Source organism: Halalkalirubrum salinum (genome assembly GCF_005543295.1).
Lineage (GTDB): Archaea > Halobacteriota > Halobacteria > Halobacteriales > Haloferacaceae > Halalkalirubrum > Halalkalirubrum salinum.
In genome coordinates this window covers 137,289-151,193 of sequence record NZ_SRSG01000037.1, presented here as the reverse complement: position 1 = coordinate 151,193, position 13,905 = coordinate 137,289, and the positions used below count along the sequence as shown (strand labels likewise).

15 protein-coding genes are annotated in these 13,905 nt (G+C 62.2%); 6 read left to right on the top strand and 9 right to left on the bottom strand.

What is annotated here, in order from left to right; all coding sequences use genetic code 11:
* Window positions 1-3: 3 nt before the first annotated feature.
* Genes E5K03_RS13205 through E5K03_RS13180 form a run of 6 tightly spaced genes read right to left on the bottom strand, consistent with a single transcriptional unit; the run spans window position 4 to window position 4,025 of the window.
* A complete protein-coding gene (locus E5K03_RS13205; protein WP_138007280.1) occupies window positions 4-426 on the bottom strand; it encodes a 30S ribosomal protein S19 in 423 nt (140 codons plus the stop codon).
* Window positions 427-428: 2 nt separating this feature from the next.
* Window positions 429-1,160 carry a 50S ribosomal protein L2 gene (locus E5K03_RS13200; RefSeq protein WP_137196228.1) on the bottom strand — a complete coding sequence of 244 codons (732 nt, stop codon included), beginning with the start codon at window positions 1,158-1,160 and terminating at the stop codon, window positions 429-431.
* On the bottom strand, window positions 1,161-1,415 hold the full coding sequence (locus tag E5K03_RS13195) for a 50S ribosomal protein L23 (protein ID WP_138007279.1): 255 nt from the start codon (window positions 1,413-1,415) through the stop codon (window positions 1,161-1,163). It lies immediately after the preceding gene.
* Window positions 1,412-2,155: a 50S ribosomal protein L4 gene (gene rpl4p, locus E5K03_RS13190; protein WP_138007278.1), complete on the bottom strand. Its 744-nt coding sequence runs from the start codon at window positions 2,153-2,155 to the stop codon at window positions 1,412-1,414. Before rpl4p ends, E5K03_RS13195 begins: the two co-directional genes overlap by 4 nt.
* Before the next feature lie 3 nt (window positions 2,156-2,158).
* On the bottom strand, window positions 2,159-3,175 hold the full coding sequence (locus E5K03_RS13185; protein ID WP_138007277.1) for a 50S ribosomal protein L3: 1,017 nt from the start codon (window positions 3,173-3,175) through the stop codon (window positions 2,159-2,161).
* A gap of 4 nt (window positions 3,176-3,179) precedes the next feature.
* Complete coding sequence (locus tag E5K03_RS13180) at window positions 3,180-4,025, bottom strand: putative RNA uridine N3 methyltransferase (RefSeq protein ID WP_138007276.1); 846 nt, start codon at window positions 4,023-4,025, stop codon at window positions 3,180-3,182.
* A 282-nt stretch (window positions 4,026-4,307) separates the two neighbouring features.
* On the opposite strand from E5K03_RS13180, the gene E5K03_RS13175 reads away from it, so the two are divergent.
* From E5K03_RS13175 to E5K03_RS13150, 6 genes are all read left to right on the top strand, one after another.
* Complete coding sequence (locus tag E5K03_RS13175) at window positions 4,308-4,616, top strand: toxin-antitoxin system TumE family protein (RefSeq protein WP_138007275.1); 309 nt, start codon at window positions 4,308-4,310, stop codon at window positions 4,614-4,616.
* Entirely contained in the window at window positions 4,597-5,064 is a 468-nt protein-coding gene (locus E5K03_RS13170) for an HVO_A0114 family putative DNA-binding protein (protein WP_138007274.1), read from the top strand. Before E5K03_RS13175 ends, E5K03_RS13170 begins: the two co-directional genes overlap by 20 nt.
* 105 nt (window positions 5,065-5,169) lie before the next feature.
* Complete coding sequence (locus tag E5K03_RS13165) at window positions 5,170-6,264, top strand: lysylphosphatidylglycerol synthase transmembrane domain-containing protein (RefSeq protein ID WP_138007273.1); 1,095 nt, start codon at window positions 5,170-5,172, stop codon at window positions 6,262-6,264.
* A 24-nt stretch (window positions 6,265-6,288) separates the two neighbouring features.
* On the top strand, window positions 6,289-7,470 hold the full coding sequence (locus E5K03_RS13160) for an alpha-1 4-glucan-protein synthase (RefSeq protein ID WP_138007272.1): 1,182 nt from the start codon (window positions 6,289-6,291) through the stop codon (window positions 7,468-7,470).
* A gap of 39 nt (window positions 7,471-7,509) precedes the next feature.
* Window positions 7,510-8,682: an extracellular solute-binding protein gene (locus E5K03_RS13155; RefSeq protein WP_138007271.1), complete on the top strand. Its 1,173-nt coding sequence runs from the start codon at window positions 7,510-7,512 to the stop codon at window positions 8,680-8,682.
* A 12-nt stretch (window positions 8,683-8,694) separates the two neighbouring features.
* Window positions 8,695-10,887: an ArnT family glycosyltransferase gene (locus E5K03_RS13150; protein WP_138007270.1), complete on the top strand. Its 2,193-nt coding sequence runs from the start codon at window positions 8,695-8,697 to the stop codon at window positions 10,885-10,887.
* Window positions 10,888-10,893: 6 nt separating this feature from the next.
* Here E5K03_RS13150 and E5K03_RS13145 read toward each other — a convergent pair whose 3' ends face one another.
* The 3 genes from E5K03_RS13145 to E5K03_RS13135 form a co-directional block, all read right to left on the bottom strand.
* Window positions 10,894-11,541 (bottom strand): dolichyl-phosphate hexose transferase, encoded by a 648-nt coding sequence (locus E5K03_RS13145; RefSeq protein ID WP_240730031.1) that lies wholly within the window; start codon window positions 11,539-11,541, stop codon window positions 10,894-10,896.
* 177 nt (window positions 11,542-11,718) lie between these two features.
* The gene (locus E5K03_RS13140; RefSeq protein ID WP_138007268.1) at window positions 11,719-13,305 is read right to left on the bottom strand and encodes a GMC family oxidoreductase; all 1,587 of its coding nucleotides are present in this window, start codon (window positions 13,303-13,305) and stop codon (window positions 11,719-11,721) included.
* Window positions 13,302-13,886, bottom strand: coding sequence for a gluconate 2-dehydrogenase subunit 3 family protein (locus E5K03_RS13135; protein ID WP_138007267.1), 585 nt, complete (start codon window positions 13,884-13,886; stop codon window positions 13,302-13,304). The genes E5K03_RS13140 and E5K03_RS13135 overlap by 4 nt, the downstream gene beginning before the upstream one ends.
* Window positions 13,887-13,905 lie beyond the last annotated feature (19 nt).

Genomic DNA, 13,905 nt, shown 5'->3' with positions numbered 1-13,905 from the left:
GGGTTATTTGAGTGGCACGAACTTCGAGGACCGGGTCGCGCCGATTCCGGCCTGTCCGTGCTCGACCGACGTCCGGGTGAGCTGGAACTCGCCGAGGTAGTGGCCGATCATCTCCGGCTGTACCTGAACGCGTTCGAAGCTCTGTCCGGTGTACACCGCGAACGTGAGTCCGACGAACTCCGGCAGGACTGGCATGTCCCGCAGGTGGGTTCGAATCGGATTGTCCGCGGTCTCTTCGTCGGTCTTGCCGCTGGCCTTCTCGAGGAGCTTCTCGTGCTCCGCGGAGAGGCCTCGGACAATAGTTCGCCGCTGGCGTGCGGGGAGCAGTTCTGCGACCTCGTCGAGATCCATCTTCTGCAGCTCGTCGAGCGTGTGACCGCGGTAGGTGAATTCACCCTCACGGCCGGTACGGTAGTCTGTGCTCATGGTTACTGTCTGCCTCCTTTGCCGCCTCGTCCGGTTCGCTTCGAGGCGATGTCACCGACCTTCCGTCCCGGCGGAGCGTTCCGCGAGACAGATTTCGGTTTGCCGGGGTGTTGGCGGCCGCCGCCACCGAAGGGGTGATCGACGGCGTTCATCGCCACACCACGGACCCGCGGGTACTTGGTCCCGCGGCCTTTGAGTTTGTGGTGCTTTTTGCCTGCTTTGACGAACGGCTTCTCGGTCCGTCCACCGCCTGCGACGACACCGACTGTCGCCCGACACTGTGGACTCAGTCGCTTGACCTCGCCGCTCGGAAGTTGCACAATTGCGACGTTTCGATCGTGCGTGAGAAGCTGTGCGGAGACGCCGGATGCACGGGCGAACTTGCCGCCGTCACCCGGGCTACTCTCGACGTTGCACACGGGAACTCCCTCGGGAATTTCCGCGAGCGGCAGCGTGTTGCCCGGTTTGATCTCCGCGCTCACGCCGACCTGAATCGTCTCGCCGACCGTGACGCCCTCTGGGGCGAGCACGAGGCGGCGATCGCCGTCTTCGAACTCGATGTCCGCAAGCGGTGCCGCGCGTGCGGGGTCATGTTCGATGTCGATGACCGTTCCCGAGATCGTCTGGTCGTCCTCGGATCGTTTGTGCGACAGTTCAGCTTTGTATCGGTGCGACGGGGCACGGAACGTTGAGCCACCGCGACCGCGTCGTTGTCCTTGAATTCGTCGTCCCATTTAGAACACCCCGATTCTCGAGGCGATGTCCGTCGCGTCGTCGGCCGCTGAGAGCGTGACGGTCGCCTTCTTTTTGCCCTTCGGCGTTATTTGCGTGTTGATCTTCACGATCGAGATCTCGTATCGGTTCTCGATTTCGGTGACGATCTCGCCCTTTGGGGCGTCGATGTCGACAATGAACTGCAACTTGTTGTCGAAGTCCATCTCGTCCATCGCCTTTTCGGTGACGATCGGGTGGTGAATGAGTGTGCTCATCGGTCAGCCACCTCCTCGATCGCTGATTCGGTGAAGATCGTCAGCCGACCGGCGTGGGTGCCGGGGGCGAGATCCTCGACATTGACGTTCGCCGCGGTAGCAACGTCTGCGCCTGCGAGGTTCCGCGCAGCGCGGGAGGGTTCCTCGCTCGTCACAAAGAGGATCGACTTCGGTCGCTTGTACTTGCGGCCGCGTGTCTTCCCGCGTCCGGCACGAATCTTCCGATCGTCGGCCCGCTCGATGTCGGCGTGAACGCCGAGTGATTCGAGCAGTTCGACGACCTCACGGGTCTTCACGAGGTCTTCGAAGTCGTCGCTCACGACGAGCGGCAGTTCGAGATCCTCGTCGAACGTGTGGCCGCGCTCGGCGACGAGGGAAGCGTCAGCGGTCGCGGCGATCGCCGATCGCGTCGCGAGCTGTCGCTCCTTTCTGTTGATATCTTTGCCCTGGTCCTTCTCGGCTTTCGGCGGGTGGGCCTTGCGGCCACCGACGGCGGATGGTACACGTCGGGCCTGGCCGTTCTCTCGGGGGACGTGTGCGAGCCCGCGACCGCTGCCGAGCGACTCGGCTGGGGTTCGCATGCCCGCGAGCTTGTCCGCGCCGTATGCCTGTTTGCTGTTTGCCTGTGCGGCAACGACCGCCCGCTGGATGAGATCCGGCCGGTACGGCGTCTCGAAGACGGCCGGAAGCTCGATCTCGCCGGCGTCGTCACCGTTCAGGTCACGTACTGTTGCGTTCATGGGTTATCCCTGATTGGATGCGGTGGAGACGTAGCGCACCTCGGGGTCGAGGCGCGGTTGGTCGTTCGGCCGGATGGCCGGGCGGAACCGCAGAAGCCGCTTGTTCGGTCCCGGCAGCGAACCTTTGATGAGCGCGTACGCGCCGTCGACCTCGCCGTAGTTGACGAAGCCGCCGTCGACGGAGGCCTCGTCGCCCTCGCCGAAGTCGATGAGCCGTTTGTTGAGCTCGGTTCGCTGGTGGTAGCCGGTCTGTCCTTGCTGTGGAACGGTCGATCGCACGCGCGAGGGATTCCACGGACCGAGGTTGCCGATCCGGCGTCGCCATCCCTGGCGTGCGTGTTTGCCTTTCCGTTTCTGGACGCCCCATCGCTTGACGGGACCCTGCGTCCCTTTACCCTTCGTCACGCCGGAGGCGTCGAGGTACTCGCCGGCGCGGAAGACGTCGCCGAAGGCGTGTTCGCCGCCGTCTTCGAGGAGCCCAAGCGCGAAGTCGGCGCGTTCCTCGAGGGAGCCGCCGCCGACGCGTGTCTCCATCACGTCTGGTTTCTTTTTCGGGACGTTCGCGAGTCCGCCGGGGACGGTGTGGGTGATGACGCGGAGGTCATCGACCGCTCCGTCGGCGACGAGTTCGCTGAGGGCCTCCGAGTCCTCCTCGAAGGTGTCTTCGGCCGGTAGATCGAGGACGCGATCGAGGTCCTCGTGGAAGTCCGAGGTCCAGACCTCGGTGACCGGCTTCGCTCCATACGGCGTCTGTTCGTAGGCTCTGAGGGCGACCGCACGCATTGGTGGCGTCTCCACGACGGTGACAGGAACGGAAACCTCCATTCCCTCCCGCGGGGAGTTCGCCTCGTCGTTGACCATGACGACGTGGGTCATGCCGGCCTTGTAGCCGGCAAAGCCCTGCAGCGCTGGTGCGCCGTCGTCATCTGGCCACGATCGCACGCGGGGCACCTCGCTGTTGCTCCGCGTCCGCGGGCCGAAGCCCATCGAGCCTTTTCGTGGTCTGCTTGGTTGTGGCATGTGTTCACTCCGTGAGCGTTAGACACGCGAGGGACGCGAATATCGCTTCTTCAGTTCGCACCACCTCGTTTGCCTGTCGCGGGATCGTATTGAGCCAGAGGTCGAACCCCGGATCGGGTTCGACTGGATCGCCGTTTGCGTCGGCGATCGCCTCGGGGGAAACCCCGAGCATGTCTGGAAGCCCTCTGCCCGGCGAGCCGAAGGCGACGGTGAGTCCCGCCCGCGTTTGCGGGAGGAGCTCGGCCAACCACGGCACGGAGAGTTCCGCTCCATGCCGCGACGTGGCAATCCGTAGCCCGGACGCCGCAGCGAGTGCTTCCGACAGGTCCGCACGGTCGACGTCGAAGCCCGGAGGGGCCTCGTCGACGAGTCGCGCGCGGACCGGTTCTCGCGAAGAGATCCTGACGGTGACGCGCTCCCCCTCTTTCGGTGTCGCCATCGACGGCGGCACCAGGAGGGAGATCGGGTGTTGCAGTCCGCAATTGACCCGAACGCGGCCTTCAGATCCGACCTCGGTCACGATTCCCGTTTGCTCGACCGGCCCGTCAGGGTCGGCCGAGGTCCGTGATGAAGCCCGGAGCGGGGGGATGATCCCCGCATATTGGAGTTCGCTCCGTTGCTCCCACAACTCCTGTCGGAGGTACGGGGGCGTTGCCGCGTACGACAACACCGTGGTGACGAACTCCTCGCCCCATCGGGTTTCGCCTTCCCGGTCAGGGAAGACGCGGAGCCGATCGGCCCCGAAAACCGCCGCCGCGCGGGCGACGTAGCCGAGCTTGCGAGTTGCCTCGCGTTTGTCCTCGGCCTCCCGAACGATCGACGACGGGACCAATATCGCTAGCCCGGTCATCGATCTTGCCTCATCACTAGACTGTACCCCTGATTCCGTATCAGGACCTAAAAGCATAGCGGATTGAAACGCGGCTGTGGCGGGTTCACACGGCCGAAAACGGGCGATCGCTATGCGAACCCAACCCACGAACAGTTTTGATTCTCGAAGGAGTTCATACGTTCTCTGTGAGGTGCCAAGCAAACACTCGAAGAGACAAGGAAGTAGGACCGTAGTTGTTGTGATTCAACCCCAACAGTAAGTTTCATTTTTGTTGGGATCAAACCCCAATATAAGGGAACGATGCCTGCAACGGTTGTGTACCGGAATACAGCTAAAAAACCGGACGGAAGTCGATATGAGATGGTGGCTTGGCAGGTCCCGGTGAGCGAGAATTTCCCGAAGGGGCTGAAGTACAGTTTTCAGTATATGGACGCTGACGGCGACACGCTCCTGCGGTACGACAACTCGCCCTATCACCTGGATGTCGGTCGACATCACCGGCACTCCCCAGCGGGCGAAATCACGAAGTTGGAGTTCACAGGTCTTCCCGACCTGATTGAGGACTTCCAGAATGAGGTGAATGAAATCTATGAGCAACGAACCGAATGACACCGAACCGACACACGACGAATTCCTGCCGGATCCGGACGAGGTCGAGTATCCATCGACCCTTCGTATCACGGCGCTCAAAGCGGAGCAAGCACAGCAAGCGGCAATCGAGCGCGCTGAACAATGGGTGCAGGGTCAGGAAACCCCACACGTCATCAACTTCGAGGATCGCGCACAGCTTCGTCAGTTACTCACCGATCGGCGGATGGAGCTGCTCGAAATGGTAATGGAAGATCCACCAGAGAGTATCCGTGCCTTGGCCGATCGTCTTGGTCGTGATGTCCACGACGTCCACGATGATCTGTACCTGCTGGCCGAATACAATATCGTTCACTTTGCGGAAGACGGCCGTGCAAAGAAGCCCTACGTCCCGTATGATACGGTTCGGATCGAGGTTGAGTTCGGGTTGCCGCGCGGCGACGAGTCAGAATCGACCGTCTCTGCGTAGTCAGTGTTTCGAAGAATAATTCTTCGCCTCAAAAGATCCTAGCCCACAGAGATCAGCCACGGAAGACCGACAGACTTATTCTATTTAGGCAAACCTAAACTAACGATGGACGTCGCATCGTCGACCCGAGCGGTTTTGCGGACTGTTCGCACCAATACTGGTGTCCAACTGCTTGGAACGATCATTATTCTCGCGATCGGTACTGTTCTCGTCGCCCGCTCGATCGACATCTCAACCGTGATTGACGCGATCGTCGACGCAAACCCCGTGTTCGTGGGCGCCGCGATTGGGATTTACGCGCTGTCGTGGCCACTTCGCGGTGAGCGGTACCGGCGGCTGCTGGTTGTGATGGATCGGCCGCTCAGTGTCGGCTTTCTCACCGCAACGGTGTTTCTCAGCCAGGCGGCGAATCTGATTGTTCCCGCGCGGGCGGGTGACGGACTCCGAGCGTACCTGCTTAACGATCGCCGCGAGGTCCCGTACACGCTCGGTGTCGCATCGCTCGCTGTCGAGCGGTTGTTTGACCTCGTTGCGATCCTTGCGTTAGGTGTTGCAGCCTTCCTCGCGGTGCTCCTCTCGGGAACGTCGATCGCCACGACCGAACTTCCTCGGGCGGGGCTTGCGGGCGCAACCGCTGTCGGCATGATCGCCGTCGGCGTTTCAGCAGTGACTGTTGGGCTCGTTAGAAGCGATCGGCCGATCGCGGCCGCGGTTCGGGCGCGCGTCTCGGCGGGTCCGCTCTCACGGGTCGTCGATCCGGCACTCGCATTCGCGCGAAACGTTGGAACCGTCGCGGCCGATCGTCGTGCCATGGTCGACATCGGCGCGTGGAGTCTCGTGGTGTGGGCACTCGACGTGATCACCGCGATCGCGGTGTTGGCTGCGTTGACCGGCGGAGGGCCGTCAGTCTGGCTGCTCGTCGTCGTTGGCACATTCGCGGTCAGCGTCGGCAATCTCGCGAAAGTATTGCCGCTCTCACAGGGTGGGATCGGTCTCTACGAGGCAGCGTTCACTGGCCTCGTCGTTGCAGTCTCGCCGATCGCAGCGAGCACTGCGCTCGCGGCGGCGATCCTCGATCACGCGATCAAAAACGTGGTCACGCTCGTCGGCGGTGGCGCGATCGCGCTTTCGTGGAACGTTTCCACGGCGACAATAGACGGCAATCGACCACCTGAAGAACCTGAATCGGCAGATATTTAGGTCGACCTAAAATATTGTGGTACAATGAGCGATACCCTGCCATATCGGTCTGACGAGAAGATCTGCGTGATCGTCCCGACGATCCGCGAGTACGAGTGCATGGAGGCGTATATCGAAAACGCCCGGGCACACGGATTCGATACTGATCGACTCTTTGTCCTTCTCGTCACGGAAGACTTCTGTGATACCGACGAGATGGAGGCGATGCTTGACTCGCTGGACGTTGACGGCGCGGTGTACGACGGCTCGCGCCGCGAGGAATGGTATGACGACCAAGACATCAGCGAGTACGCCCACGTCGTGCCTGCGGCAAGTCACGCAGAAACAAGCTTTGGGCTGTTGTACATGTGGGCGAACCCCCGCTTCGAGTACGGGATTTTCATCGACGACGATACGCTGCCACACGACGACGAAGACTTCTTCGGCCAACACATGCGCAACCTCGGCTTCGAGGGCGAGATTGAGCGTGTCCGATCGGACACGAACTGGGTCAACGTCCTCTATCAGAACGCTGAGGAACATGGACTGTACCCCCGCGGATACCCATATTCGGCGATGAACGAGACTGTCAGGACGGATACGACCCACCTTTCCCAGGGATCGGTTGTCGCCTCCCAAGGGCTGTGGACGAACGTTCCGGACCTCGACGCCGTGCGGATCCTGATGGACGGCGATCTGCAGGGCCAAGCACAGACCAGCACGACAGCCGACGATTTCAACGGCGACTTCGTTGCCGCTCGGAACAACTATCTTACTGTCTGTTCGATGAATCTCGCGTTCCGTCGGGAGGTGATCCCGGCGTTCTATCAGTTGCCGATGGATGACAACGACTGGGAGGTCGGTCGCTTCGACGACATCTGGAGCGGCGTGTTCCTCAAACGCGCCTGCGACCTGCTCGGCAAACGGATTTACAACGGCGCGCCGCTTTGTGCGCACAACAAAGCGCCCCGATCGACCTTCGACGACCTCCACAACGAGGTTGCCGGGCTCGAACTCAACGAACACCTCTGGGAGGTCATCGACGATGCCGGCGAAGACGCTGACAGCTACGCCGCAGTCTTCGATGCGATGGCCGATCGCCTCGCGTCGGACTCTTTCGAGCAGTACCGAAACGGTGCGTTCTTCACGCACGTCGGCGAATACATGCACGATTGGCTCGATTGTCTCGACGCGATCAAGCGCGCACCGGTGCCGGCGGACGACTGAACCGATGGGTATAAGACCATTTAGGTTGGCCTAAAATACATGAACGAGAACAACGGACACACAGACCGAATCGATCGCCGTCGGGTACTCGCAGGCGTTGGCGCACTTGGCAGCGTCGCGCTCGCGGGCTGTAACGGTGTTGGCGGCGGAAACGGCGATGGTAACGGCGACTCGGAGGGAGGAAACGGATCCGAAGAGCCGACGACCGAATCAACCGTGGGACAGATCGGCTCTGGCCGGGACGGACGAGACGCACCCGGCGGCGTGCCGATGGCCGACATGCCGGACCTCGCTGGAGAACTCACGGTATACTCCGGGCGAGGGGAGTTTCTCGTCGGCGAGATTGTCGGATTCATTGACGACCTGTATGACGACCTCTCGCTCACGGTCCGCTACGGCGGCTCGACCGACCTCGTCAACCAAATCGCAAACGAGGGGAGCGGCTCGCCCGCCGACGTGTTTTATTCGGTTAACTCAGGCGCGCTCGGCGCACTTGCCGACGAGGGCCGTACAGCGTCGCTCTCCGAGGAGGTCCTCGATATGGTCCGATCGGAGTTCCACACTGACGAGTGGATCGGTACCTCCGGCCGCGCGAGAACGATCCCGTACAACACCGACAAGTACGATGAGTCAGACATGCCGGCCGATGTGATGGCATATCCCGAAGAGTTTGACGGCACGCTCGGCTGGGCACCTTCGTACGGATCCTGTCAGGCGTTCATCACCGCAATGCGCATCATTGAGGGCGAAGACGCCACTCGCCAGTGGCTCGAGGAGGTCCTGGCTGCCGGCATCGTTGACTACCCCGACGAGTTCGCCGCCTGTCAGGCAATCGCCGACGGCGAAATCGACGCCGCGTTCACGAACCACTACTACATCCAGCGCGTCCTCGATGGCAACCCGGAAGCGTCGATCGGTACGGCGTTCACGGAGGACGACGCAGGCGCGGTATTCAACGTCGCCGGCGCGGCTGTCGTCGACAGCACGAGCGATGCAGACCTCGCAGAGAACTTTGTGCGACACTTGCTATCTGCAGAGGCACAAGACTACTTCGCACGATCGACGTTCGAGTATCCGCTCGTGCCCGACGTGGAACCGATCGGTGATCTTCCGACGATCGACGAACTCGACGTCCCGGACATCGATCTGACGGAACTGTCTGATCTCGCCGAAACCGTCGATCTCATGCGCGACGCCGGCATCGAGGTCTGAGACTCACAGACGATGGGGCGCGATCGAATCGATCAGCACACGCTCGTCGCCGCGGCGATCGCACTATTCGCCGGCGCAGCGGTTCTTTTTGTCTCCTCCACAGTCTTCGCGTACCACTCGAGTAACCACGACGAGGCAGTGTACCTCACACAGGCGGCGATGCTACTGAACGGCCAGTTAGAGATTCACGCCGGCGAGCTCGCTGGCTCGTTTCGGCCGTGGTTCTTCATTGAAGACGGTGGTCGGCTGTACTCGAAATACACGCCCGTCCCGGCGGCGATGTTCGCCGTCACACTGGCGCTGTTTGGCGAACCACGGGTGACGCTCGCAGTTGTCGCCGCAGCCAACGCGGGGTTGGTGTATCTTCTCGGGTCGATGTGCTTCGATCGCCGGGTCGGCATCGCTGCCGCTGCAGTGTTTGCGGCCTCGCCGCTTGCGATCGTCAATACCTCGACGTTTCTCCCGTACGCCCCCACGACAGCGCTGAATCTCGCGTTCGCGGTCGCGTACCTCCGGGCGGTCCGCGATCGATCGCTTCGTGCTGCTGTTGTCGCTGGGATTGCGATCGGTCTAGCGTTCTTCGCACGGCCGTACACGGCGGTGTTATTTGCCGCGCCGTTCATACTGCATGCGTGTTACGAGATCGTTCAGTCCGTTCGAGCGGACGGTCTCGTCCAGTCTATCCGTGTAGACGGCCGTAGTTCGGTGACAGACAACGGTTCGCCGCCCGATCGAGCACCGCTCACCGAGCCGATCCGCCGGCAGGCTGTGATCGCCGCGCTCGGCTCGGCGTTCGTCCTGCTCACCCTCGCGTACAACCTCCGGCTGACCGGCGCAGCGCTGACATTCCCCTACGAGGCATTTGCACCGATGGACGGGCCAGGATTCGGCCGGCGACGGATTCTGGGCCACTCGATCGACTACACACCCGAACTTGCGCTTGAAGCCAACGGCTACGTGCTGTGGTACTTCGGGACGCGGTGGTTCACTGCGGGTGCGATCGGCACGGCGGCGGCAGGAGTAGGACTCACGATCGCCGTTCGGCGATGGCTGCGCGGTCGTGTTGATGACCCGGATCTCGGTCGCACTGACATGTCGTCATTCAAGCGGACCGCAGGCGTGCTCGTTGCGGGCTTGTTTGTCTCTGTCCCGCTCGGAAATCTGTTCTTTTGGGGGAATTTCAACATTCTCGCGACAATGTCGGACCCAACGGATGGGCTGATTTCGGGCCTCGGTCCGTTCTACCACTTCGATCTGTTGGTTCCGCTTTCGACCTTCGCCGCGGTCGCGACCGTCGCCGGCTACGATGGCCTCCGTCGCCTCCGGACGGCACTCACCCAGCGGACGAACCGGCGGGCGGCGACCGCACTTGTGGCCGCTGTCGCGATCGGAGCCCTCGCAATTGCAGGCGGTGCAAACGTCGCAGCGGTCGCGGACCCGATCGAGAAGAACTCCGCCAACGCCGACAAGTTCGAGCGGGCGTACGCGCCGATCGAGGAGACGGACTTCGAGAATGCGATCGTCTTCATTCCGACGCCGTACGGCGATTGGCAGCACCACCCGTTCCAGTACCTTCGACACGATCCGAGCCTCGAGGGTGACGTGGTTTACCCGCTCGATCGGGATCCAGACGACGACTTCGCCGTGATCGACGCCTATCCGAACCGAACCCACTACCGCTACGCCTACAAGGGCGAGTGGGTTCCCGATCCGAACAGACACGTCGTTCCGAAACTCGAACCGATCGACGTTCGAAGCGGCGACCGTCTCGACGCCGAAACGAGGGTCGGTGTGCCCGGTTCCGCGGAGGTGACAACCGCACGAGTTCGTCTGGAGACACATGACGGTCACGTTACAAACACAGTCACTAATCCGGGTAAGACGATCGCCTTCGAGTGGACGATCGATCCCGATGAGGCGTTTCTCAACGCGGTTGGTTCGGACGAAACTGTCGCGATCGACGAAACCGACACCGTGATCGTGACGACGACGCTTGTCCAGCCGGATGGCTCAACGCTCACCTATCGGCAAGAAACGACAGTCCGGACTGACGGTGAGACCGTTGAGGCAATTTGGCCGCCGGAGCGATCGGTCTGTCCGCTCGTCACCGACTGCGGCAGCGAGGGGACGTACCTTCCCAACGAGCCAGATGCGCACCGGGACGGCGTGTTCTTCGAGACGACGCTTGAGAAAACCGAAGAATAGCCGCTTTCAGCGGAACTGCTCTTCGAGACAGACTTTCACGATCGACTTCGCGATCGCGAGTCCACCTTCGATCGGGTCAAGCTTCGACTCACCAGCGCGTTCGTCGTACCGGATCGGTCGTTCGGTCACGTCGTACCCGCGCATGAGCGGCCGAATGAGTAGCTCTGCGGAGAGCCCGGTGTTTTCTGTCCACGCGATCTCGTGAAGCAACTCCCGGCGGTATGCGCGCATTCCGGTTGTCGTGTCGTGGACGCGCTGGCTCATGAGGACGCTCGCGGTCAGCGCGAACAGGTGGTTGCCGAGGCGGTTGAACGCCGGCATCGCCGCCGCGCCGTAGTAGAGCCGATCGCCGCTGACCACGTCGTAGCCCTCGTTGATCAGCTCGAGGAACTCCGGCAGCTGCTCCATGGGATAGGTGTCGTCGCAGTCGGTTGTGACAACGATCGGTCGGTCGGGCGTCAACACGGCCTCGCGGACGGCGACGCCGTACCCCTGTGGCTCCTGTTCGATCACGGTCGCGCCGAGTTTGCGGGCAATCTCGGGCGTCCGATCCGACGAGCCGTCGACACAGACCACCTCGGCCTTCCCGTCTGTCACCTCGTCAATGTCTGTGAGGACCTGTGCGATCGCCTGCTCTTCGTTGTACGTCCCCATTACGACCGCAAGATCCTCGAAAGTGTAGCCGTCTGCATCGCTGGTCTCGTCGGTTTCAGCTGACTCGTTGGTCAGACCGTTCGATCGCAATCGTCCTGTGAGCTTCATTACCCGGCGTTTTGCGGGCAAGTACTTAACACTTTAGGCTTACCTAAAACAGATCGGCTGGGTGCGGGCCTACAGCGCTTCGTCGATGTGACCGGCGGCTTTGAGCGCGATCGCCGCGATCGTGAGCGTCGGGTTCATCGCGCCGCCGGTCGGGAAGACGCCGGAGGAGGCGATCCAGCAGTTCTGCAGGTCGTGGGTCCGGAGATCGGGACGAACGACGCCGTCGGCTGGATCGTCGCTCATCCGCGTTGTCCCCATGTGGTGGTAGGCTGGGCCAGTGTTGTCGGGGCCGACCTGCCAGGTAATTTCGACACCCAGTTCCGTCAGAATCTCCCGCTGGATTTCGTTGGCCCGTTCGATCGTTCGGAGCGCTCGATCGTCGACTGTCCAATGGACGTCCGGGACCGGATTGCCGAAGGGATCGGTCTGGTCGTGATCGAGCCCAACGTAGCTCTCTTCGGTTGGCAGTTGTTCAACGAGCGCCCCCATCCCGATGTGGTTGCCGTAGTCCGCGCGAACCCGATCGAGCAGCGCGTCACCCCAGTCGTCGCCGGTGAGCGCCATCGTCACCGGCGAGGGCCCGTCGTAATTGAAGAACTCGAGTTTGAATGGGGCGATCTCCGCGTCGGCGTCGTTGTAGAACTGGTGGCACTCGCTCGTGAGAAAGCCAACGTGGTTCTGTCTGGTCGGTTCGTCTAACAGCCCGCCCATCCCCGCGAAGAGGTGATCCATGAAGAACGAGCCGACGAGGCCACTTGAGTTCGCAAGCCCCTCGGGGTATTCGTCGGATTCTGAGAGCAACAGGAGCCGCGGCGTCTCGACGCCGCCAGCGGCGAGCACGAAGACGTCTGCTTTTTGTCGGTGTTCTGCGCCGTCGGGTGTGTTATAGACGGCTGCGGTGACCCGATCGCGATCGTGTTCTAGCCGACCGACGACCGCCCGATCGATCACCGTCGCACCCTTCGATTCAGCTCGATCGACGTGGACAGTTGCGTCGTACTTCGCGCCGGAGGGACACACCGGCTGGCAGGTCCCGTAGCTCACGCACGCGGATCGATCGCCGTAAGACTCGGAGTTTCGGGCGTTCGGGACCGGATGCATGTCGATCTCGAGTCGCTCGCAGGCGTCGGCGAACAGACTGTCGCTGTAGGAGGGCTCGAACTCGGTCATCGGAAACGGCTCTTCGCGTGGCGGTGCGTACGGATGATCTGCGCCGGCGACGCCGAGTTCGCGCTCGGCGGCCGCGTAGTACGAGCGTAGGTCCGCGTAGTCGATCGGCCAGTCGACGCCGACGCCACGGGCGCTCTCGGAGTTGAAGTCATCCTCGTGGAGGCGCATGACCATTCCTTGCCAGTGCAGTGTCGAGCCTCCAATACCCTTCACGCGGGCGTGGTTCAACGGGTAGAACCACTCGCCGCTGGCGGCGTGAGCGTCCCGCTCGGGATCGCCGTCCCACACGTCCGGTCGATCGTACGAGGGTCGAATCGCCCGCTCTTGCCGTTCGAGTCGATCGGACGGATCGAACCGTGGCCCGGCGTCGAGGACAACGACGGTGTGGTCGGCTGCGAGCCGATCGGCAATGAGTCCGCCCGCAGGACCCGCACCAATGACACAGACCTCGGCATCGTCAACGGGCGTGCGATCGCGCCCACTCATTGCCCGCCACCCGGCCCCTGTGTATAGCTGCCCAGTCCGCCGGCATGGCCGATCGGGTTTTCGATCCCGACGAGTTCGCCGCCGGTCGGGGAGGTGAACAGCGCGAGCAACAACTCGTTGACGACGTAGTAGCGGATTCGCTCGGCTGTGGGTCCGTTCGGGTCTTCGTCGGCGGTGTCCGCGCCGATCTCCCGGAGTAGTCCGTCGATCGTCTCTGACTCCATGTCGACAATCTTGACGTTGTACCACGCCTCTGCGTGCTCGTCGAGCGTTTGGATCGCTGATCGAACTCCCTCGGCGTGTGGAGAGTCGTCGAGGCGGCCATCGAGAAACGTGTTCACAAACCCCTCGATTCCCTCGACCTCGTTGGGATATAGGACGCCCGCAACGGCGACGAGCGTCGATCGGAGATGGTCATCGCCCTCAGAAGACTGCGTATCGTCGCTGGCGTCGGTGTTAGCATCGGTGTCGTCCGCGTCCGTCTCGTCGTCGCTTGTGAAGTGCCGAGCGCCGTAGGCGATCCCGCCGGTCGCTCCGAGCGCGGCGAGCGCCGCGGTCGCGTCCCGACGCGTCAGTTGCATATGCGGATTAGGCAAACCT

Bases quoted from the DNA above. Each gene is read 5' to 3' on its own strand.
- rpl4p (WP_138007278.1), bottom strand. From the start codon at position 2,155: ATGAACGCAACAGTACGTGACCTGAACGGTGACGACGCCGGCGAGATC.
- E5K03_RS13140 (WP_138007268.1), bottom strand. From the start codon at position 13,305: ATGAGTGGGCGCGATCGCACGCCCGTTGACGATGCCGAGGTCTGTGTC.
- E5K03_RS13200 (WP_137196228.1), bottom strand. From the start codon at position 1,160: ATGGGACGACGAATTCAAGGACAACGACGCGGTCGCGGTGGCTCAACG.
- E5K03_RS13175 (WP_138007275.1), top strand. From the start codon at position 4,308: ATGCCTGCAACGGTTGTGTACCGGAATACAGCTAAAAAACCGGACGGA.
- E5K03_RS13185 (WP_138007277.1), bottom strand. From the start codon at position 3,175: ATGCCACAACCAAGCAGACCACGAAAAGGCTCGATGGGCTTCGGCCCG.
- E5K03_RS13165 (WP_138007273.1), top strand. From the start codon at position 5,170: ATGGACGTCGCATCGTCGACCCGAGCGGTTTTGCGGACTGTTCGCACC.
- E5K03_RS13150 (WP_138007270.1), top strand. From the start codon at position 8,695: ATGGGGCGCGATCGAATCGATCAGCACACGCTCGTCGCCGCGGCGATC.
- E5K03_RS13160 (WP_138007272.1), top strand. From the start codon at position 6,289: ATGAGCGATACCCTGCCATATCGGTCTGACGAGAAGATCTGCGTGATC.
- E5K03_RS13170 (WP_138007274.1), top strand. From the start codon at position 4,597: ATGAGCAACGAACCGAATGACACCGAACCGACACACGACGAATTCCTG.
- E5K03_RS13135 (WP_138007267.1), bottom strand. From the start codon at position 13,886: ATGCAACTGACGCGTCGGGACGCGACCGCGGCGCTCGCCGCGCTCGGA.
- E5K03_RS13205 (WP_138007280.1), bottom strand. From the start codon at position 426: ATGAGCACAGACTACCGTACCGGCCGTGAGGGTGAATTCACCTACCGC.
- E5K03_RS13155 (WP_138007271.1), top strand. From the start codon at position 7,510: ATGAACGAGAACAACGGACACACAGACCGAATCGATCGCCGTCGGGTA.
- E5K03_RS13180 (WP_138007276.1), bottom strand. From the start codon at position 4,025: ATGACCGGGCTAGCGATATTGGTCCCGTCGTCGATCGTTCGGGAGGCC.
- E5K03_RS13195 (WP_138007279.1), bottom strand. From the start codon at position 1,415: ATGAGCACACTCATTCACCACCCGATCGTCACCGAAAAGGCGATGGAC.
- E5K03_RS13145 (WP_240730031.1), bottom strand. From the start codon at position 11,541: ATGGGGACGTACAACGAAGAGCAGGCGATCGCACAGGTCCTCACAGAC.